The 20,000-nt window shown below is 39.9% G+C and carries 23 protein-coding genes and 1 tRNA gene; 6 read left to right on the forward strand and 18 right to left on the reverse strand.

The features are described from left to right. Positions 1 to 42 precede the first annotated feature (42 nt). Together ACQKNZ_RS14260 and secG are read right to left on the reverse strand one after the other, a co-directional pair. Positions 43 to 789: an alpha/beta hydrolase gene (locus ACQKNZ_RS14260; protein WP_427660335.1), complete on the reverse strand. Its 747-nt coding sequence runs from the start codon at positions 787 to 789 to the stop codon at positions 43 to 45. A gap of 147 nt (positions 790 to 936) precedes the next feature. After that, entirely contained in the window at positions 937 to 1,164 is a 228-nt protein-coding gene (secG, locus tag ACQKNZ_RS14265; RefSeq protein ID WP_144538782.1) for a preprotein translocase subunit SecG, read from the reverse strand. A 196-nt stretch (positions 1,165 to 1,360) separates the two neighbouring features. Between secG and ACQKNZ_RS14270 the strand changes: the two genes are divergently transcribed. Beyond that, positions 1,361 to 2,875 (forward strand): hypothetical protein, encoded by a 1,515-nt coding sequence (locus ACQKNZ_RS14270; RefSeq protein WP_427660337.1) that lies wholly within the window; start codon positions 1,361 to 1,363, stop codon positions 2,873 to 2,875. Positions 2,876 to 3,016: 141 nt separating this feature from the next. Here the strand turns inward: ACQKNZ_RS14270 and ACQKNZ_RS14275 are convergent, their stop codons facing one another. From ACQKNZ_RS14275 to ACQKNZ_RS14310, 8 genes are all read right to left on the reverse strand, one after another. Beyond that, positions 3,017 to 3,484, reverse strand: coding sequence for a hypothetical protein (locus ACQKNZ_RS14275; RefSeq protein ID WP_427660339.1), 468 nt, complete (start codon positions 3,482 to 3,484; stop codon positions 3,017 to 3,019). Between the two features lie 71 nt (positions 3,485 to 3,555). Then, positions 3,556 to 4,848: a phosphopyruvate hydratase gene (gene eno / locus ACQKNZ_RS14280; RefSeq protein WP_144538786.1), complete on the reverse strand. Its 1,293-nt coding sequence runs from the start codon at positions 4,846 to 4,848 to the stop codon at positions 3,556 to 3,558. 2 nt (positions 4,849 to 4,850) lie between these two features. Next, positions 4,851 to 6,389: a 2,3-bisphosphoglycerate-independent phosphoglycerate mutase gene (gene gpmI / locus ACQKNZ_RS14285; RefSeq protein ID WP_340863631.1), complete on the reverse strand. Its 1,539-nt coding sequence runs from the start codon at positions 6,387 to 6,389 to the stop codon at positions 4,851 to 4,853. Next, on the reverse strand, positions 6,382 to 7,143 hold the full coding sequence (tpiA, locus tag ACQKNZ_RS14290) for a triose-phosphate isomerase (protein ID WP_427660342.1): 762 nt from the start codon (positions 7,141 to 7,143) through the stop codon (positions 6,382 to 6,384). Before tpiA ends, gpmI begins: the two co-directional genes overlap by 8 nt. Before the next feature lie 16 nt (positions 7,144 to 7,159). Further along, entirely contained in the window at positions 7,160 to 8,326 is a 1,167-nt protein-coding gene (locus tag ACQKNZ_RS14295; protein ID WP_427660524.1) for a phosphoglycerate kinase, read from the reverse strand. Between the two features lie 179 nt (positions 8,327 to 8,505). Beyond that, positions 8,506 to 9,513, reverse strand: a complete 1,008-nt coding sequence (gap, locus tag ACQKNZ_RS14300) for a type I glyceraldehyde-3-phosphate dehydrogenase (protein ID WP_144538794.1) — start codon at positions 9,511 to 9,513, stop codon at positions 8,506 to 8,508. Between the two features lie 13 nt (positions 9,514 to 9,526). After that, positions 9,527 to 10,564, reverse strand: coding sequence for a sugar-binding transcriptional regulator (locus ACQKNZ_RS14305; protein WP_427660344.1), 1,038 nt, complete (start codon positions 10,562 to 10,564; stop codon positions 9,527 to 9,529). Positions 10,565 to 10,700: 136 nt separating this feature from the next. Further along, positions 10,701 to 10,934 carry a glutaredoxin family protein gene (locus ACQKNZ_RS14310; protein WP_154310109.1) on the reverse strand — a complete coding sequence of 78 codons (234 nt, stop codon included), beginning with the start codon at positions 10,932 to 10,934 and terminating at the stop codon, positions 10,701 to 10,703. Positions 10,935 to 11,347: 413 nt separating this feature from the next. Here ACQKNZ_RS14310 and ACQKNZ_RS14315 point away from each other — a divergent pair, with 413 nt between their 5' ends. Together ACQKNZ_RS14315 and ACQKNZ_RS14320 are read left to right on the forward strand one after the other, a co-directional pair. Further along, a complete protein-coding gene (locus ACQKNZ_RS14315; protein ID WP_144538800.1) occupies positions 11,348 to 11,869 on the forward strand; it encodes an RNA polymerase sigma factor in 522 nt (173 codons plus the stop codon). Then, positions 11,847 to 12,599: a hypothetical protein gene (locus ACQKNZ_RS14320; RefSeq protein ID WP_427660346.1), complete on the forward strand. Its 753-nt coding sequence runs from the start codon at positions 11,847 to 11,849 to the stop codon at positions 12,597 to 12,599. The genes ACQKNZ_RS14315 and ACQKNZ_RS14320 overlap by 23 nt, the downstream gene beginning before the upstream one ends. A 72-nt stretch (positions 12,600 to 12,671) precedes the next feature. On the opposite strand, the gene ACQKNZ_RS14325 is transcribed toward ACQKNZ_RS14320, so the two are convergent. From ACQKNZ_RS14325 to ACQKNZ_RS14335, 3 genes are all read right to left on the reverse strand, one after another. After that, the gene (locus ACQKNZ_RS14325) at positions 12,672 to 12,818 is read right to left on the reverse strand and encodes a hypothetical protein (protein ID WP_427660348.1); all 147 of its coding nucleotides are present in this window, start codon (positions 12,816 to 12,818) and stop codon (positions 12,672 to 12,674) included. Positions 12,819 to 12,877: 59 nt separating this feature from the next. Beyond that, positions 12,878 to 13,324 (reverse strand): GNAT family N-acetyltransferase, encoded by a 447-nt coding sequence (locus ACQKNZ_RS14330; RefSeq protein WP_191697643.1) that lies wholly within the window; start codon positions 13,322 to 13,324, stop codon positions 12,878 to 12,880. A 66-nt stretch (positions 13,325 to 13,390) separates the two neighbouring features. After that, positions 13,391 to 14,050, reverse strand: coding sequence for a TPM domain-containing protein (locus tag ACQKNZ_RS14335; protein ID WP_427660350.1), 660 nt, complete (start codon positions 14,048 to 14,050; stop codon positions 13,391 to 13,393). Between the two features lie 198 nt (positions 14,051 to 14,248). Between ACQKNZ_RS14335 and ACQKNZ_RS14340 the strand changes: the two genes are divergently transcribed. Then, positions 14,249 to 15,190 (forward strand): catalase family peroxidase, encoded by a 942-nt coding sequence (locus ACQKNZ_RS14340; protein ID WP_427660352.1) that lies wholly within the window; start codon positions 14,249 to 14,251, stop codon positions 15,188 to 15,190. A 98-nt stretch (positions 15,191 to 15,288) separates the two neighbouring features. Here the strand turns inward: ACQKNZ_RS14340 and ACQKNZ_RS14345 are convergent. After that, positions 15,289 to 15,360: transfer RNA gene (locus tag ACQKNZ_RS14345), tRNA-Arg, on the reverse strand. A gap of 175 nt (positions 15,361 to 15,535) precedes the next feature. Between ACQKNZ_RS14345 and clpP the strand changes: the two genes are divergently transcribed. Together clpP and ACQKNZ_RS14355 are read left to right on the forward strand one after the other, a co-directional pair. Beyond that, positions 15,536 to 16,132, forward strand: a complete 597-nt coding sequence (gene clpP, locus ACQKNZ_RS14350) for an ATP-dependent Clp endopeptidase proteolytic subunit ClpP (protein ID WP_144538955.1) — start codon at positions 15,536 to 15,538, stop codon at positions 16,130 to 16,132. Between the two features lie 57 nt (positions 16,133 to 16,189). Beyond that, entirely contained in the window at positions 16,190 to 16,474 is a 285-nt protein-coding gene (locus ACQKNZ_RS14355; RefSeq protein WP_427660355.1) for a hypothetical protein, read from the forward strand. Positions 16,475 to 16,885: 411 nt separating this feature from the next. On the opposite strand, the gene ACQKNZ_RS14360 is transcribed toward ACQKNZ_RS14355, so the two are convergent. The 4 genes from ACQKNZ_RS14360 to rapZ are packed head-to-tail and all read right to left on the reverse strand — an operon-like array spanning position 16,886 to position 19,999. After that, a complete protein-coding gene (locus ACQKNZ_RS14360; RefSeq protein WP_144538959.1) occupies positions 16,886 to 17,143 on the reverse strand; it encodes an HPr family phosphocarrier protein in 258 nt (85 codons plus the stop codon). Positions 17,144 to 17,162: 19 nt separating this feature from the next. Continuing rightward, positions 17,163 to 18,104 (reverse strand): DNA-binding protein WhiA, encoded by a 942-nt coding sequence (whiA, locus tag ACQKNZ_RS14365; RefSeq protein ID WP_144538961.1) that lies wholly within the window; start codon positions 18,102 to 18,104, stop codon positions 17,163 to 17,165. A 43-nt stretch (positions 18,105 to 18,147) separates the two neighbouring features. Further along, complete coding sequence (locus ACQKNZ_RS14370) at positions 18,148 to 19,110, reverse strand: gluconeogenesis factor YvcK family protein (protein ID WP_427660357.1); 963 nt, start codon at positions 19,108 to 19,110, stop codon at positions 18,148 to 18,150. A 4-nt stretch (positions 19,111 to 19,114) separates the two neighbouring features. After that, positions 19,115 to 19,999 carry an RNase adapter RapZ gene (gene rapZ / locus ACQKNZ_RS14375; protein ID WP_144538965.1) on the reverse strand — a complete coding sequence of 295 codons (885 nt, stop codon included), beginning with the start codon at positions 19,997 to 19,999 and terminating at the stop codon, positions 19,115 to 19,117. Position 20,000: the final 1 nt, after the last annotated feature.

Genomic DNA, 20,000 nt, shown 5'->3' on the forward strand with positions numbered 1-20,000 from the left:
TAAACATCCCTCCCTTTTCAGATTGTGCGGAATTGGTCTGTTTTACACATTCCAATCCAGCGATTCTAAAAAGTTTAATATATCTTCATGTAACGTTTCCTTTTCTGGTCCAAGCGTAATGACGTGGCCAGATTCCTCGTACCAGTTCAGCTTTTTCTCCAGTGATTCTGACTGCTCGTAAATATAGTTCGCAGAGTTTATGTCAATCACCGAGTCTTTTTTGCCCTGTGTAACGAGAAGTGGAGCATATATATGATCCACATGATCGCGGACCTCATAGACGAATTCTCGCAGCTCACCTAATGTTTGCATCGGATTTTTGCGAATCTCCTCTACTTCTTCTTCTATTTGTTGCTCGCTTTTACCTTCATATTTCTTATATTCCTTCGCGTATTTTACGACGCCCTCAAACATGACGTCGGTCGTTTTCATCGTCATTGGAGAGCACATAGTTACTATTCCCTTTACAGGCACTGTATACCCCAATTTCAATGAAAATACGCCTCCGAGCGACAATCCAGCAACGGCAATCTCGTCATAGCCAGCTGCCTTTAACCGGTCGTATGCCTTCATAACATCCTTCCACCAGTCCTTTGGGCCAGTTTCTAGCAGCTCCTCCGGTGGTACACCATGTCCCTTATAATGTGGCGCCAAGGAAGTGTAGCCATTTTTTTCTAAAAACCGACCAAGCATCCGGACGTCGGACGAATTGCCGGTAAAACCATGTAATAATAATACTGCTCGTTTTCCTGCCTCGAAGAAAAACGGCTTTGGTGTAGTGATACGCATTCCAATAAAACCTCCTATATCCAAAAACAGCATTTCTTTTCTACTATATATATATCTTACCATTATTAATTTTATCTTATGTATGCCCAAATATAAAAGAAAACGCCTAACCAAATGAAAGTATGGTTAGGCGTATACATTCGTTTTTTAAAATTTAGTAACAGCTATCGTCAAAATGAAGAATAATACTGCAAGTACGACAGTCGCTCTATGTAAGATTAAATCCATACCACGAGCTTTCTGTTTTCCAAAGAGTTGTTCAGCTCCTCCGGAGATGGCTCCTGAAAGTCCAGCACTTTTACCTGACTGCAATAATACTACTACAATCAAAGCAAGTGAGACGATGATTAATAATGTCATTAATAATGTATTCATTGTTACACCTCCTGATTAGAACTTCACAACACTTATAATTTTACCAAATTTAAATAGAACTGACAACAGTCTATAAACTTTAAAGTAGTTATCTAAATAATATCATATATTTTCTCATAATCTAGCGGTAAAATGAAATAGGAAAGATTTAATGGTTTATTTTGTAAAAATACATAATGAATAGGAAAGATTGATTGTGAACAAAAAATTATTTGCAATGACCAGCATCATTCTTTTAGCGTTAATCGCTACCGTCTATTGGTTTACATTAAAGGAAGAAACGAAACTACCATCAGAGAATTGGAGCAGAACTTTTTCGGTCGATATCCCTGCTTCTAATTATTCGAATTTTCAAGTATTAGATAAGGAGAATAGCTACATACTTGCTCTTAGAAATTTCAAGCAGCAAACCATCGTCACCTGTGATTTAGACTTAAGTTGTAAGGAAGCTCGCAGCTTGGCCTTAACTAGTACAAGCACTAACGCCTGGAGTGATGAAACGGACTCTTATTATATTAAAAATTATTCCTTACTTCATTTCAACACAAAGAACGGCAACCAGGAAATTGCCCAAAATGTCGAGGACTTCGTAAAATCGGACGATACGTTAGTCTACTGGACAAAGGACCGTCAATTAACGGTTTTGAAGGATGGTCAAGAGCAAGCTTATGTGATGGATGAGCCAATCTATGATGTTAAAATCTTTGATAATAACATCTTTGCTATAACAAAGGATACTCAGGGAGACCGCTTCGCCGTATATACTCTAACGAACGAGCCTAACCAATTGTTTAAGTTCACTAGTACAGCAAGCCTAGTATCCTCCTTAAATATTATTGAGCAGTCAAAAGAGGAGTACTTGCTGCTGATGGATGCAACCATTGTTTCTGGCGGTGCAAAATCGAAGGTGATTCAACAAGCATCTTTTAATCTTTCGCCAAATCAAACCATTCAGCTGACGAAGCTAAAATTTGAGCATGAAAAGGACGGTCGCACATTAGATGACATTACCCAGCCAACTGTACTTCAGCAGGACGGACAAACGTTAATAGCCTTTACCGCAACCTATGCCGGTAATAAAAACCAAGTGTTCATGGGGCCGCTAACTAATGGCACGATTCAGGCTACATTGTTGTCCAAATCAGGTATCAGATACGAGCGCCCTGTCATACTAGACAAGCAGACCGTCGCCTTTTTAAAAATGAATGGATCTCAAAGAGAATTAGTTTACACCTCCTCTGACCCAATCAAAATAGAAGAGAGCAAACAAATTTCCAAGGAGGACTACAAGCAAGCAGCCTACACCCAGTTTAGTAAATCCTTTAACGGCTTAATGCTAGTACTGTTTGCCTTTGCATGGATCATCCTTGCATTTGGGATTTCCTATTTGAGCACAGTTATTTTAAACCGATTTAAATATGAAAAAACCTACCTTTTAGGATTTGTTATCCATGTCATCTCGCTATTAGCGTTGCAAATCTTTTTCTTATATCGCTTTACGAAGGTAGAAACGATCATTGCAAATGTTCCATTCATTACGGAAAGCTGGCATTTTGTTGGTTTATTAGTCGTAGGAACTGTGCTATCGGTCGTTCCATTATTCCTTGCCCGCTATAACCCAGAAGAGGAAGATTACACGTATATGATTTTATACGCGACCTTTATGAATTTAGCCGTCCTGTTTTTCTTGGTTGGCCCGTATATATTTTAATAGAAAAGAGAGCAGGCGATGTACCTGCTCTCTTTTTTTGTGAGACTCGTTAGCAAATTAATGATGTGTCTGCAAGAGTTTCGTGATTTCTGCAATGTTTCTGCTCGTCTCCGCAAGGTTTCACTCCATCTGTGCAAGGTTTTATTCTATCTCCGCAATGTTGCACGCAATCTGTGCAAGGTTCCGCTCCTTCTCTGCAACGTTCCGCATTTCCCTGATGTTCACCACCTTTTGTGCAACACCTTGCCTCATCTCTGCAACACTTCTCCCAATCTCTGCAACACTTTCCCTATTTCCCGCAACTCTTTTATTTCCCGCAATGCTTCCTCTCTTTCGCGCAACACCTTGCTCCGTCTCTACAACACTTCTCCCTATCTCTGCAACACTTACCCTATTTCCCACAACACTTTTATTTCCCGCAATGCTTCTTCTCTTTTGTGCAACACTTTGCCACTTCTCTGCAACACTTTGCCCATTTTCTGCAACACTTCTCCCTATCTCCGCAACACTCTCTCTATTTCCCGCAATGCTCCCTCTCTTTCGCGCAACACTTTGCCCATTTTCCGCAACACTTTCTCCATTTCCCGCAACACTTCCCACGCTCCACACAACACTCCACCCAAATCTCCACACAAAAAAACTACTTAACACAAAAGTGTTAAGTAGTTATCTACCATTATTTATTTCAGGTTATAGAATGTTTTTTTGCCTAGGTATTGAGCTGTGTTGTATAGTTGGTCCTCGATACGTAGTAGTTGGTTGTATTTTGCTACGCGGTCGGAGCGGGATGGTGCTCCTGTTTTGATTTGGCCAGCGTTTGTTGCTACTGCTAGGTCAGCGATTGTTACGTCCTCGGATTCACCAGAGCGGTGGGAGATGACTGCTGTGTAGCCAGCGCGTTTTGCCATTTCGATTGCGTCAAATGTTTCTGTAAGTGTACCGATTTGGTTAACTTTTACTAGGATTGAGTTGCCTACGCCTTGCTCAATTCCTTGTGCTAGTTTTTTCGTGTTAGTTACGAATAGATCGTCTCCAACTAGCTGAACTTTTTTGCCAAGTCTTTCTGTTAGAAGCTTGTGGCCAGCCCAGTCGTTTTCGTCTAATCCGTCTTCGATTGAGATGATTGGGTATTTATTGCAAAGCTCTTCGTACCAATCAACCATTTCCTCTGAAGTTTTGACTACGCCTTCACCAGTTAGGTGGTATTTGCCGTCTTCTTTGTTGAATAGCTCAGAAGATGCTACGTCCATTGCTAGAAGGATTTCTTCACCTGGTTTGTAGCCAGCTTTTTCGATTGCGGTCATGATTGTAGAAAGTGCTTCTTCGTTTGATTTTAAGTTTGGTGCGAATCCACCTTCATCACCAACAGCTGTGTTTAAGCCAGCATCTTTTAATACTGATTTTAGGCTGTGGAAGATTTCTGCGCCCATGCGTAAAGCATGACGGAATGATTCTGCTCCTACTGGCATGATCATGAATTCTTGGATGTCTACGTTGTTGTCAGCATGCTCGCCGCCGTTTACGATATTCATCATCGGAACTGGAAGTTGTTTTGCATTAAACCCGCCTAGGTATTGATATAAAGGTACATCTAAATAGTCAGCTGCAGCGTGTGCTACTGCGATAGAAACTCCTAGAATTGCGTTAGCTCCTAGGTTACCTTTGTTTTCAGTACCGTCTAGCTCGATCATTGCATGGTCGATTTCAACTTGGTCTAACACTGAGAAATTTTCTTCTAATTCTGCCGCGATTACGTTGTTCACGTTTTCTACCGCTTTTAATACACCTTTTCCAAGGTATCTTGACTTGTCGCCATCGCGAAGTTCTACTGCTTCGTATTCACCAGTAGATGCACCAGATGGTACGATTGCGCGGCCATATGCTCCGCTTTCTGTGAATACTTCTACTTCAACTGTTGGGTTTCCGCGTGAATCTAATACCTCACGAGCTTGAATTTGTGTAATAATTGGCATTTTCAACTCTCCGTTTCGATTAATGTTTTACCTGTCATTTCAGGCGGTGCTTCTATACCTAATAAGTGTAACATGGTTGGAGCCAAATCGGCTAAAATTCCGTCTGTTCTAAGTGTTGCTCCCTTTTCAGTCACTATAACTGGAACAGGATTGGTCGTGTGAGCGGTCATCGGGTTACCCTCGATTGTGACTACCTCATCGGAATTTCCGTGGTCAGCAGTAATAATTGCCTGGCCGCCTTTTGCTAAAATTGCATCTACCACCTTGCCAAGGCAAGTATCCACTGCCTCGATTGCCTTAACGGTTGGCTCTAGCATTCCGCTATGACCTACCATATCGGGATTTGCAAAGTTTAAGATAATTGCATCAAATTTGTCTAATGCAATCTCTCCTACTAAAGCGTCGGTTACCTCATAAGCGCTCATTTCTGGCTTAAGGTCATACGTTGCCACCTTAGGAGAATTAATGAGAATTCGTTGTTCTCCAGGGAATGGCTCCTCTCGACCACCACTCATAAAAAATGTCACATGCGGATATTTTTCAGTTTCGGCTATACGAAGCTGTCTTTTATCACGAGCTGCAAGAACCTCGCCGATCGTGTTAGATAAATTTACTTTTTCAAATACTACATCCGCCACTACCTCATCGCTATAATGAGTGAATGTCACGAATTTAAGGTTCTTCGGATGCTTTTCGCTTAATGGGAAGCTATCGAACGATGGAGTATTTAACGCCATCGATAACTGAATTGCACGGTCAGGACGGAAATTAAAGAAGATGACTGCATCACCAGTATCTATAGTAGTAGCCGGCTGTCCATTTTTCTCAATGACAAATGGCACGACGAATTCATCTGCAATATCCTCCTCATAAGAGTTAAGTACTCCCTGAGTTGCCGTTTCAGCCGTTTTACCGACTCCATCTACCATCGCCTTATATGCAAGGACAACACGATCCCAACGACGATCACGGTCCATTGCATAGTAGCGGCCACTAATAGATGCGAACTGGCCTATACCAATATCCTTCATTTGTTTTTCTGTTTCCTCTACGTATCCTACCGCTGTGCGTGGACCAACATCACGTCCATCTAAGAAGCCATGTACGAAAACATCGTTCAGCCCCTGTGCTTTAGCAAGCTTCAATAAAGCAAATAAATGAGAATAATGACTATGAACTCCACCATCAGATAGAAGGCCCATAAGATGTAGCTTTCCACCCGTTTGCTTCACATGCTCAATCGCAGCTAGAAGCTTTTGCTCTTTAAAGAATTCCTCATCACGAATAGATTTATGAATGCGAGTAAGGTTTTGATAAACAATTCTTCCGGCACCGATATTTAAATGGCCAACCTCTGAGTTACCCATCTGTCCATCTGGCAAGCCAACCGCCTCTCCAGAAGCGATCAAGGTTGCGTTCGGGAATTCGTTCCAATATCGATCGAAGTTTGGTTTTTTCGCATGAAAAACTGCATTACCATAAGTTTCAGGTCTTAGTCCGAAACCGTCTAAAATGATTAATGCAACTGGACTTTTAGACATTTGCACCAGCCTCCAGTAGTTTCACAAACGAATCTACCTGTAAGCTCGCCCCGCCTACTAATGCACCATCAATATCTTCCTTAGAAAGCAATTCCTCAATATTTTCAGGCTTCACGCTGCCGCCGTATTGGATACGGACTGCACTTGCAACTTCTTCTCCAAAACCATCTAAAATCGTTTCACGGATGGCACGACATACATCGTTTGCATCGTCAGCCGTAGCTGTTTTACCAGTTCCGATTGCCCAGATTGGCTCGTATGCGATAATTGTGTTTTTCACTTGTTCCTCTGTAAGACCTTCTAGCGCTGCTGTTGTTTGAGCAGAAACAATGCTTTCTGTTTCGTTGCTCTCACGCTGCTCCAACGATTCTCCAACACAAATGATTGGCGTTAGGTTATTTTCAAATGCAGCCTTTGCTTTTTTGTTGACTGATTCGTCGGTTTCGTTAAAATATTGGCGTCTTTCGGAGTGACCAATTACGACATAGCTTACGCCTATATCTTGTAATTGTTGACCGCTCACTTCACCAGTGAACGCTCCTTCCTTTTCTTCATGCATGTTTTGAGCACCGATTGAAATAAAAGATCCCTTAGTCTCGTTAACTAATGACTCTAAAAATAGAGAAGGCGCACAGATGACTGCCTCTACATTCGTAGTGTCCAGTTGCTTCGCTTTTAATTCGCTAGCAAATTGCTGTGCCTCAGAAAGCGTTTTGTACATTTTCCAGTTTCCTGCGATTACTTGTTTACGCATATAAAATCTCCTCCATTTACTTATCGTTTAGTGCCGATACGCCTGGTAAGTCCTTACCTTCCATAAACTCTAAGGAAGCTCCTCCACCAGTTGATATATGGTCCATTTTATCTGCTACATCAAATTTCTCTACAGCTGCAGCTGAGTCTCCTCCGCCAATGATTGTATATCCAGAGGTTTCCGCCATTGCATTGGCAACACCCTTCGTTCCGTTGGCAAAAGCATCCATTTCAAACACACCCATCGGTCCGTTCCAAATAATTAGCTTGCTGTCTTTAATGACTTGATCGTAAAGCTTTACGGTTTCAGGACCAATGTCTAAGCCCATCCAGTCTGAAGGGATTTGGTCGATTGGCACGACCTTCGTATTTGCATCCTTGGAGAACTCGTCTGCAACAACCACATCGATTGGCAAATAGAAGTTCACACCTTTTTCCTTCGCTTTTTCAAGGAAAGACTTAGCTAAATCGATTTTGTCCTCCTCTAAAAGAGAAGTTCCAATCTCATGGCCTTGTGCCTTCGTAAATGTATAAGACAGTCCACCACCGATTAGGATGTTGTCTACCTTGTCCAATAAATGATCGATGACACCGATTTTATCCTTTACCTTCGCTCCACCGATGATAGCTGTGAAAGGTCGTTCAGGTGTAGATAAAGCTTTTCCTAATACATCTAATTCTTTTTGCATCAACAATCCAGAAACTGCTGGAAGTAGCTTAGCAATACCTTCTGTTGTGGCATGTGCGCGGTGAGCAGCACCAAATGCGTCATTTACATATACATCCGCTAACGAAGCAAATGCTTTTGCTAGCTCTGGATCGTTTTTCTCTTCTCCAGCGTGGAAGCGGACGTTTTCTAAAAGAACAACGTCTCCCTCGTTCATTTCAGAGATAGTATGTTCCACTTTTTCTCCAATTGATTCATCTAATTTAGTGACAGGCTTATTCAATAGCTTTGCTAAATGCTCGCCAACCTTTGTCAATCGTAGCTCTTCCTTTACTTCCCCTTTTGGGCGACCCATATGGCTTGCAAGAATCACTTTAGCTCCTTGCTCGATTAAGTGTTGGATCGTAGGTAGTGCTGCACGAATACGAGTATCATCTGTAATTGCACCGTCTTCCATTGGTACATTGAAGTCTACCCGACAAAAGATGCGTTTTCCCTTTAACGTTACATCGCTCATTGTTTGTTTTTCCTTCATAAAATAAGCCTCCTTATGTAATTGAATTGCCTACTTAAAAAAAGAAGGAGCAAAAGGGGTAACCTTTGCTCCTTTACCCTCTTTTATTATAGAGGTTATTATACTTTAACGCTATTCAAAAACTAATGTTCCTCGGCTTTTGAAAGGCTTAGTGCTTTAAATTATAACCCTTTTTTTGCCATTAATAATGCAAGGTCGATACAACGTGCAGAGTAGCCTGATTCGTTGTCATACCATGCTAATACTTTTACAAGGTTGTCTCCTAATACCATAGTAGATTGTCCGTCTACAGTTGAAGAAGCAGTGTTACCATTGTAGTCGATTGATACTAATGGAAGCTCGTTGTATTCAAGAATTCCTTTTAGTTCATTTTCAGAAGCTTCACGAAGCACTTTGTTTAACTCTTCTACAGTTACTTCTTTGTCTAGCTCTGCTACAAAGTCAACTAGTGATACGTTTGGTGTCGGTACACGAACAGCCATACCATCTAATTTACCTTTTAGCTCTGGAAGAACCTTCGCTACTGCAGCTGCTGCTCCAGTTGTTGTTGGAATCATAGACTCAGATGCTGCACGAGCACGACGGTAGTCGCTATGTGGTAAGTCTAAGATACGTTGGTCATTTGTGAATGAGTGAATTGTTGTCATCATCCCACGTTTGATACCAAAGTTATCTTGTAATACTTTTGCTACTGGTGACAAGCAGTTTGTTGTACAAGAAGCGTTTGAAACTACATGATCTGTTTCTGGGTTATATTTTTCTTCATTTACACCCATAACGAATGTCGGCATATTGTCTTTCGCTGGAGCAGAAAGAATAACCTTTTTAGCTCCTGCTTCTAAATGCTTGCCTGCTTTTTCTACTGTGCTGAATACGCCAGTAGATTCGATTACGATGTCTACTCCTAGGTCTTTCCAAGGAAGCACTGAAGGATCCTTTTCTGCGAATACTTGAATGTTTTTCCCGTTAACTACTAGGTATTCACCCTCTGAAGTGATGTCCGCATTAGAAATACCGTGTACAGAATCATATTTCAATAAATGAGCAAGCATCGCTGCATCTGTTAAGTCATTGATTGCTACTACTTCTAAATCCTTTTGCTCTAAAGCTTCTCTGAAAACCTTACGTCCGATACGTCCAAATCCGTTAATAGCTAATTTTACTGTCATAATAAAATTCCTCCTAAATGTTTTTTTGAATTACTTTCATCATTTCGTTTGCCGCACCTTCATCTGTTACCAAGACAGTTTGCAATGGTGCCTGCTTGAAATAAGAAATAAGTGCATTGGCTTTTTTTGCCCCACCTGCAACCGCAAGTAGATGCTCTATATGTTGAAGCTGGTTTAACTGAACGCCAATTGTTCGAATATGGTGAACTGCTTCACCCTGGTTGTTGAAATAATAGCCAAACGACTCACTGACCGCTCCTCTACTTCTCAGAAGCTCAATCTCCTCGTCACTAGAATTTCTTCTTTTGGCCATTTCTAAAGCATCGCCTATTCCATGAATAATGATGTTCGTCCTTTCATAAAGGTCCATCATTTCTTGAATAAAAGGCTCTTTCTTCATCGTCATATATGCTTCCTCACTTAAGCGGTCAGGTATATATAACGTGCGGTAGGATCCATTCATCTTACTAGCAAACAAAGACGCTATTGTATTTGCTTGTAGCCGGACATCCTTCCCTACCCCTCCTCTAGCTGCAATAAACAACAAGTCCTTCCATCTGGACGACTCCGTCATTGCATGGGAGATGGATGCAATCGTGGACCCACCGGTAACTGCGATAATGTGTTCATTCAGTAAAATACTTTCTAAATACTTTGCAGCCTCCTGCGATAAAAGCATAGATGTATTTGTATCATTATCTACATTTCCCGGAACTATAATCACATCTTTTATATTTAAATATTTTTTTAACATTAGCTCCATCTGCGATCGACCTGACCACAAACGAACTACTTCTTTTAACTCTGTTAATACTTCATTGCCCTCAGCTGTAATCGAAGCTCCCTCACGAGAAACCTCTATCAAGCCTTGAGTCCTTAAAGCGTCCAATTCCTTACGAGTTTCACGCTCGGTTAAGCTTAGCTGTTCACCTAGAACTCTTCGGCCAATACCTTTGGTCAGCTGGATTGTTTGGAGAATACGATACCTCTTCTGAAGCAGGTCACTCATCTCTGGCATAAGCTTTAGTTGCGCACCTAGAAAAGAATCCATTTGTCACATCCCAACCTTAGTGGTGACGTTTTTGTCCCACTTACACCAAAAATGTCCCATCTACTCAAAAAAATTTAATTTCTATAATCATAATACTTTAATATATTCAAAATAGCAATATTTGTGTTTGGAAGCATCAATTTTCTAATGCTTCCATCAGCGTCACATAGTCTACATTCCCATACTGTATGATTTCCCCTTGATATTCCACAACGGGAATCATGAGCATATACTTTTCATGCAGCTGATCATCCTCTTCTATATTATGCTCTTCTATTTGAAATGGCACGTCCTCTTGGACTAGCTTCAGCATCATTCTCGCATCATCACACAAATGACACCCCGGTCTTGTATAGAAATGGACTATCATTTTTCTATACCTCCTTCCAATAACATTTACCTTCACTCATTATAATCCTATTAGATATCAAAAGCGTGTGTAAAGTTATGCGTACAAATTATTCCTGAATAGGTAAAATAGTAATATAGAAAATAACACAAAATATGCTTGATTTGCGCTTTAGGCGAACGCTTTTCCGCGGGGGAGCGATAAGCCATCACCGTCGCTAACGCGTCGTACGTGATGTCTTATCTGTCTCCCAACTCCCGCTGGAGTAGTCGCCTGTCGCTTCAATCAATAAATAACTAGATTGCATGTATTGACTTCAAATTATTTCGTCACTTCACAAAAGTCTACTTGGAAGAATCATTTACCTTTATCTTTATTTAAAAGCGATACTTTTTAAAGGTTCCTTCGTCTATTGCTTTAAGGGAGGTCAGAAGATGGAAATGGAACAGCTATATAGAGACCACAGCGACCGGGTTTACGGCTACATTTACTTGCTTGTCCGCCATAAGGAATGTGCGGAGGATCTAACACAAGAAACATTTTATAAAGCATTTAAAGGAGTTGATTCCTTTAATAAGCAGGCTTCTACCGCTACATGGATATTAAAGATAGCTCGCAATGTTACCTATGATTATTTTAGAAGAAAAAGAGTGATTCAATTTTTTTCATTTGAAAAAGAGCATGATTTAGAAACTAAAGCACTTTCACCCGAAGGTAGCTTTGAACAAAAAGAACAGCTTACGAGAATGTACGACTCCTTACGATTGCTAAAAAAAGACTATCAAGAGGTTATCATCCTGCGAAAGGTTCAGGAGTGCTCGATCCAGGAAACCGCCTTCATACTTGGATGGACCGAGGCAAAGGTAAAGATGAAAATGATGCGTGCACTTGAGGCACTAAAAAAGGAATTTCACCAAAAAGGAGGTTATGCAGATGGAACCGTCAAAGGAATTTGATGAGCTTTTCGCGGATATGAAGAATGTCGAGCGTTCTAATGAAGCAAGACGCAACACATGGCTAGCAGTGAAGGGACGAATGGAAAAGAAAAAACGAAGAGTATTTCCAGCCATCATTTCATTAGCAATAGTTGCGATAGCCTCCTTTCTAATCATTACGTATCTCATGCCCTCCGAACCAGAGCAAACAGCTAAGTCTCTCACTAATGAAGAAGTTATTATGGCGGTACTTGAAAGAGAATACAATGGACCAGATGAGGAGCTTGAACGTTTAATGCAGGAGTGGTTTGATTTGCAGAGCAAAACAAACGCGGAGAGCCAAGAAGAGTACGACAAACTATTAGATTCAAAGGAATACAAAGACTATATGAATTATTATTATTCTAGCTTTAGTGAATACTTTACGGAAAATGAGTTGAAACAAGCTATTAATACTGTCATGGTCTTCAAATATAATCATTTTCTATTAGATAACGACATTTCCATACATTTAGAGAAAGTTCAAATTGAACAGGAAAAGGATCATCCAAATATTTATCGTCCTATCATTGAAGTTTCCTTAACAAACAGCAAAGGAGAAAAAATCTTTCATACATTAAAAGAGGAATTTATCTTTTCGAAAACAGAACCCGGAAAAATAGGGAGATACAACGTTCTGAGTGATTCAGATGGCATACCTTTACGTGATAAAATAGAAAATTTCGATGCATATGTAACCACTGACAAGTAGACCAATGAAATTGCACAAAAAGACCAACTCTTTGTTGGTTTTTTTGTTGTCGGGAGCTGTTTTACGACAATGTTACTCTAGATTACTACAATCGCCTGATGTTTTACGACAATCACAGCCTAGTTTACTACAATGCCTTCGTGTTTTACGACAATCCATTTTCTCGATCAGTCTTCTCTCCGTTTTTACTACAAACCCATCACTTTTTACTACAATCATGGCCTAGTTTACTACAATCCCCTCAACAAAAAAAGAAGAGCCCTCGCTCTCCCCTTGTCCTAGACTTTTAGCATAAACTCCGCTTCTCCCTCATTAAGCTTGCCTGTTTTTTGGAAGCCGAGGCTTTCGTATAGCTTGATGGCTGCTTCGTTATCTGGCTCGGTTGATAAATAGATGCTTTCACAACCATCAAGCTGCTTTATTTCGTTCAAGATTAGCTCAATTGCTTTTCTGCCATAGCCTTTACCTTGACTCTGATGATCGATCATAAATCGGCATAGCCAGTAGTTTGAAGTTTCTTCATCTAATCCGTACATCGTAAAGCCAATAAGCTTGTCCTCAACCTCTATCCCTCTTGTAATCCAACCAGTTTCATAGACTGATTGAACGATGGATAATGCATTGGATGCTACAAATTTTTCTACTATAGTTGCTTTGCCGTCCTCGTTAGTTGATAGAAAGACAATTTTACGCCAGTTATCCTCGTTTATCTCTACTAGTTTCATCTCTACATCCCCTCTCTTTTTATATTTTATCAGAATAATAAAAAATTGGATATGCAGTATAGATTACTATTTGTGCTCGTGACCCCTGTTCCTATTTATCATCCTATAAAGGAGAAAGATTACTAGTGCAATTACCACAACAGTAGGAATAGACAACCGATTAGTATTGCTAGTTGTATAAACTTGTGGTTGTATAGTTTCCTCTTTCAAACCATATTCTCCTATTACTTCATTGTATAAAGCCTGGTATGTGTAGAGAACTGCCTCGTCGATAAAGCCTTGATTCAAATAAGGCATAGTATATTGATCAATTATACGGTCTACTTTTTCGTACGATATCGCTTCCTCTAAATCGCGATCTACTGTTATTTCAACTGTCGGCCCTCCTTGATTGATAGGATTTGCCTCAATCAAAATAACAATTCCATTTTTCTTTCTAACACTTCCTATTTTATTTTCACGTATGACCTCCATGTTGAATTGTTCTGCTGACTGATCACCTATATTATCGATAATCATGACAACCATTTGAGCAGTGGTTCCTTGTTTCAATCTGCTTCCTAATCGCTCTATTTCTAGATTAGTTTCATCAGCTAGATAACCTTCTAAATCTACTAAATAGGAATCTCTCGGAACATTAGGAATGTTAGATGCGGCTCCTGTCGTTACCGGTAATAATAGAGAAACAAATATTATACTAACTAGCAGGTGTATGGATTTTTTCATTAGCAACTCTCTCACCCCCTCCCTTTTATCTTTTCTAAGTTTCTATTATTACTTTATTCCGAATATGCGAATCTAATTCATTAATTATAAAAACTATCTTTAGAAGTTTCCCCGAAAGCTTTCTTCCCGTTTTGTGGGTTTAATATAGGAAAAGAGTGGTAATGATGAATAGACTGCAATAAAAAAGGAGGTAAAAACATGGAACAATTACATAAAGAGGATTTAACTCCAAAGGAAGCGGTGGATGCACTCGAACAAATTCAAGGAAAATTTCCTGGAGCAAGAAGAGCCCATGCAAAGGGAGATATGTATGAAGCGGTATTTCATCCGAATGGCAATGCGGTACCTTACACTGTAGCGCCTCACCTTCATAGAGAAGCTGTCTCCGCAACCATCCGTTTTTCCAATAGCCCGCCTAACCCTGCTTCGATAGATTATCTTACCCCGGCAAAAGGACTGGCTGTTCAATTTCAGCTAGCAGATGGCAGTATCACCAATTTAGTGAGTGCTACTGTGCCTATGTTTGTCACTAGCAGCCCTAGAGAATTTATAGATATGATTGAAATATTCACTGATGAAAAAACAGGAATCAAAACTATTGATAGAGGTCTTGCCATGGTAGAGCTGCTCTCTAAAAAATATCCACATAGCAAAAACGTAATACAAATCATTAAAGAGCAGGCAAAACAGCCGCCAATAAGTTACGCAGAGCTCCATTATTATCCTATACATGCCTTCTATTTCGTCAATAAAGACGGTGTTCGTCAGGCGATTAAATATGAATGGGTTCCTGTTAAAGAAACAAAGGACCCTGCTTTGACAAGTAAATCTCTTTCAGCTAATTATTTGACCGAGGAACTAGATAACAGATTAAACCAGGCGCCAGTCGAGTTTGATCTCTTTATCCGCTTAGCGGAGGATGGAGATAATCCAAACGATGCTACAGATATGTGGCCAGAGGAAAGAAGAAAAGTGAATATTGGTCGTTTGGAAATCAAAAATAAAATACATCCTAAGGAAGACATTGTTTTTGATCCAACGATTGTACCGGAGGGCATAGAGCTAACAGATGATCCTATACTACACTTTCGTAGTGGCGCATATGCTGAATCATATGAAAGGAGAAGTAAAAATGAGTAAGGAAAATGCAGGGCACTAAAGCTCGACAAAGCATATACTTTCATATCTTGTAAATAAAAAAACACTCGAAGAATTCGAGTGTTTCTAAATGTTATGGACGCCCCTGGAGGGAATCGAACCCCCATCTCAAGAACCGGAATCTTACGTCATATCCATTAAACTACAGGGGCAAGCGACCTTTCTATTATACAAATGGAATAGGAATAATTCAAGTCAACATTTCTAAGCTTAATATTTGACCTTCCTTGACCATTCCATGTATGATAAAGTTACAACTGAGGTAGAATTTCTCAGTACACAAATAAAAATAAAAAATATAACCACCTTTGAAGGAGGCAATCCAGGATGAATTTAATTCCTACAGTTATTGAACAAACAAATCGCGGTGAGCGTGCCTATGACATCTATTCAAGATTGTTAAAAGACCGCATCATCATGCTTGGTAGTGCGATTGATGACAACGTGTCAAACTCTATTGTTGCTCAGCTTTTATTCCTAGAAGCGGAAGATCCAGAAAAGGATATCTCCATCTACATCAATAGCCCAGGCGGAAGTATCACTGCTGGTATGGCTATCTACGATACAATGCAATTCATCAAACCAGACGTACAAACTATTTGTATCGGTATGGCAGCATCAATGGGTGCTTTCTTACTTACTGCTGGAACAAAAGGCAAGCGCTATGCACTTCCAAACGCAGAGGTAATGATTCACCAACCACTTGGTGGAGCTCAAGGGCAAGCAACAGAAATCGAGATTGCTGCTAAACGCATCTTGTTCTTACGCGATAAATTAAACCATATTATGTCTGAGCGCACTGGTCAGCCACTTGAAGTAGTTTCAAGAGACACAGACCGCGATAACTTCATGACAGCAGAACGTGCAAAAGAATATGGTCTAATCGATCATATCATCGCACGCAGCGAAATGAAAAAAGACTAATAATGCCATGAAATCCAAGCGAGCTCCTGTTCGCTTGGATTTTTTTGTAACTTAGTAATGAAAGGTTGTGTAACTATTCTATATCAAATAACTTCTTTATTAATCATTCTATTTTTAGTCATCTATACCTTCAGCCTACAAAGAAAAATTAGAAAATTAGAAGAACAGCAGGACCTTCATTTTACCGGTGACGAGGATTTAGAAAAACAAATTCTAGAGATGAATAATAACGGCAGTAGCCTAGTGGAAATGGTCAAATTCGTTCGAAATGAAACAAATTTAGGGCTAGTTCCTGCAAAAAAATACGTAGATAAGATCATTAACAACGATTTTTCTTCCTAGTATGAGCGTGTTCGTTTCTTCGAACACGTTTTTTTTATAGATAAAGCAATCTATTTTTTCAACTCCCGACTATTGCCTAAAAATTTTAAATGAAATTATAATCACTTCATAAAAGAGTTTACTTTATATTCTCTTAAAATTGAATAGTGAAGCATGACGGAAATTAGATATCTTATTTTTCCCCATACGACTTTCTCTTTCCTACACAACCTATGATTGTAGCGGCAGGCGGCGACTCTAGTGGGATCAGTGAGGCAGATAAGACATCACAACCGCGCGCGTAAGCGACGGGTGATGGCTTATCGCACCCCCCTTGGAAAGCGACCGCCTATAGCGGAAATCTACCAAAAATTAATATTAAAAAAGCTGCCATACAATCCATACTGGATCATACAACAGCCTTACGATTAATTATTCTGCTTTAGAAATGAATTTAGCTAGTGATTCTACTGCTTCTGCTTCGTCAGAGCCCTCAGCACTTAAAGTGATGGTAGCACCCTTGCTTATCGCTAAGCTCATGATACCCATGATACTTTTAGCGTTTACTTTTTTATCGTCTTTTTCTAAAAACACATCTGCAATATAACGATTAGCTTCTTGTACAAATAATGCTGCTTGTCTTGCTTGAAGTCCTGATTGTAATTTTACCTCGACCTGTTGTTCCGCCATAATCCTTAGCCCCATTTCTTTAAATTGATTCGCCTCTTCTTAATGCATCTGCTATTTCATCCAATTTGCGCAAACGATGGTTGACACCAGATTTACTTACGTTTCCAGTGGACACCATGTCTCCTAGTTCCTTTAGTGTAACATCCTGATACTCCACTCGCAGACGAGCTATTTCTCGTAGCTTCTCTGGCAATTGGTCTAAGCCGATTGCGTTATCGATAAAGCGGATGTTCTCCACTTGTCGGATGGCTGCGCTGATGGTTTTGTTTAAATTGGCAGTTTCACAATTGACTAAACGATTGACACTGTTGCGCATATCTCGGATGATTCGCACATCCTCAAATTTCAAGAGGGCACGATGAGCTCCAGCAATGCTTAAAAAGTCAGATATTTTTTCTGCTTCCTTTAAATATGCCACAAAACCTTTTTTACGTTCAATTGTTTTTGCATTTAATTCATAATAATTCATTAAATCGACTAATGCGTCGCTATGTGTTTTATATAATGAGTATACTTCTAAGTGGTAAGATGAAGTTTCGGGATTGTTTACAGAGCCACCTGCTAAAAAAGCACCTCGTAAGTATGCTCGTTTACAGCAATTCTTTTTGACAAGCTCTGGGGAGATGGAGTATTCGAATTGAAAACCTTCCTTCAAAATCATTAAATCCTCTAGTAAGCTTTTTGCCCCTTCTCTGACACGACAAATATACACATTATTCTTTTTTAATCTCATTTTTTTGCGGACGAGCAATTCCACATCTAACTTATACATTGATTTGATAAGAGTATACAGTCTTCTGGCAATTGCCGCATTCTCTGTTTGAACATCCAGGCTTAGCATTTTATTGCTAAATGACAGAGATCCGTTCATTCGGATGAGCGCAGATAGCTCTGCTTTTGAACAGCAGGGCTTTGATTCCTCCTGCGTCATTTCTTTTTTAGTTTCAGAAGCAAACGACATATAACGTTTCCCCCTTTCTTGCAGAACCTATCTTCTTAGATTCTCATTGTCCTGCATATTCGAAAAGCCATTTCGCTACTTCGATTGCATCATGTCGCACTGCGCCATTATATACGACGGAAATGTCTTTCTTCACGATATCTATGTCTAGTGTCTCTAGCTTATCTAAATCTATTTTAACTGGTGATGCCATCTCTTGCTTATATAAATATTGAACGTTTTCAGGAATCTCTTCCTTACTTATAAGAAGAGTATCTAGGAAGTCTTCTCCTACATGGTCAATAAGCGCCTTTACATGATCATAGGCAGTATAGTTATTTGTTTCTCCAGCCTGCGTCATGAGATTACAAATATACACCTTCTTCGCCTTAGAACGAATGACAGCCTTTCGAATATCTTCTACTAATAGATTAGGCAATATACTAGTATAAAGGCTACCTGGTCCAATAGCTATAATATCCGCTTGGCGAATAAGGGTTACAGCCTCTGGTAAAGGCTTTACATCAGCGGGAGTAATAAATACCTTTTCTATCTTTTTCCCATAGTCCGGTATTTTAGATTCCCCTGTAATAATGGTTTTATCCTCAAATTCAGCGTGTAATGTCACTAGCTGATTGGCAGCCGGCAATACTTTGCCATGTATATTAAGCACTCTGCTCATTTCAGTAATTGCATGAGCAAAATCCCCTGTAATAGAGGTTAATGCTGTTATCATGAGATTTCCTAAGGAGTGTCCCTCTAGCTCACTGGAATGTGCAAATCGAAACTGGAACATTTCCTCTACTAGCGGTTCTACCTCTGATAATGCTGCTAAAACGTTACGAATATCACCTGGTGGTGGAATATCATAATCATCTCTCAATCTACCAGAGCTTCCTCCATCATCAGCTACTGTAACGATAGCTGTAATATCTAGTGGAAGCTTTTTTAGACCTCGGAGTAAGGTTGATAAGCCAGTACCTCCACCTAAAATGACTATTTTTTTTCGGTGTTTTGTACGACCCATTTAGTCATTCCTTCCTAATTGTAACGTCTCGATGCGTAATTATAGTTTCGTCATCCGCCTTCAAAAGGTTACCAAAATATTCTGCCAGTGTAACAGAACGATGTTGACCGCCCGTACAACCAAAGGCAATTACAAGCTGCGTTTTTCCTTCTCTTTTGTACTGCGGTATCATAAAGTTGAATAGATCAGTCAGCTTCTCTATTAAAGTCTTCGTGTCTGCCCATTTTAGAACGTAGCTAGAAACTTCTTCATTTAACCCTGATTTCAAACGAAGCTCCTCTATGTAATAAGGATTTGGGAGGAAACGCACATCAAAAACCAAATCAGCATCAATGGGAATTCCATGCTTAAACCCGAACGACATGACATTCACCGTAAAGACCTTGCTTCCATTCGAAGAAAATTCCTCTTGAATTTTTTCACGTAGCTCTCGAGGCTTCATCTTTGAAGTATTATAAATGAATTGAGCTCTGCCTTTTAAATCAGAGAGAAGCTCTCTTTCTTTTTTGATGCCCTCTAAAGGCAATCCAGCATTAGCCAATGGGTGGGAACGTCTAGTTTCCTTATATCTTCTGACAAGTACCTCATCTTGTGCATCTAAAAACAGGACCTTCGGAGTTACAGAAGTTGCTTCCTGAAGATGATTAACTGAATCCACCAATGAGTGAAACATTTCTCCGCCTCGCATATCCATGACAGCAGCAATGTTTCGAGGTTGCTGGTTTGACTCAATCATTAGCTTTATAAATGTACTTAATAGTTCGGGTGGAAGATTATCGATGCAATAATATCCTAGATCCTCAAAGCTTTGTATAGCTACTGTTTTTCCTGCTCCGGACATACCCGTTATTATAACGACTTCTGTTTCTTGCTTTGGTTGTGCTTCCACT

This window comes from Psychrobacillus sp. NPDC093200 (assembly GCF_050280345.1).
GTDB lineage: Bacteria > Bacillota > Bacilli > Bacillales_A > Planococcaceae > Psychrobacillus > Psychrobacillus faecigallinarum.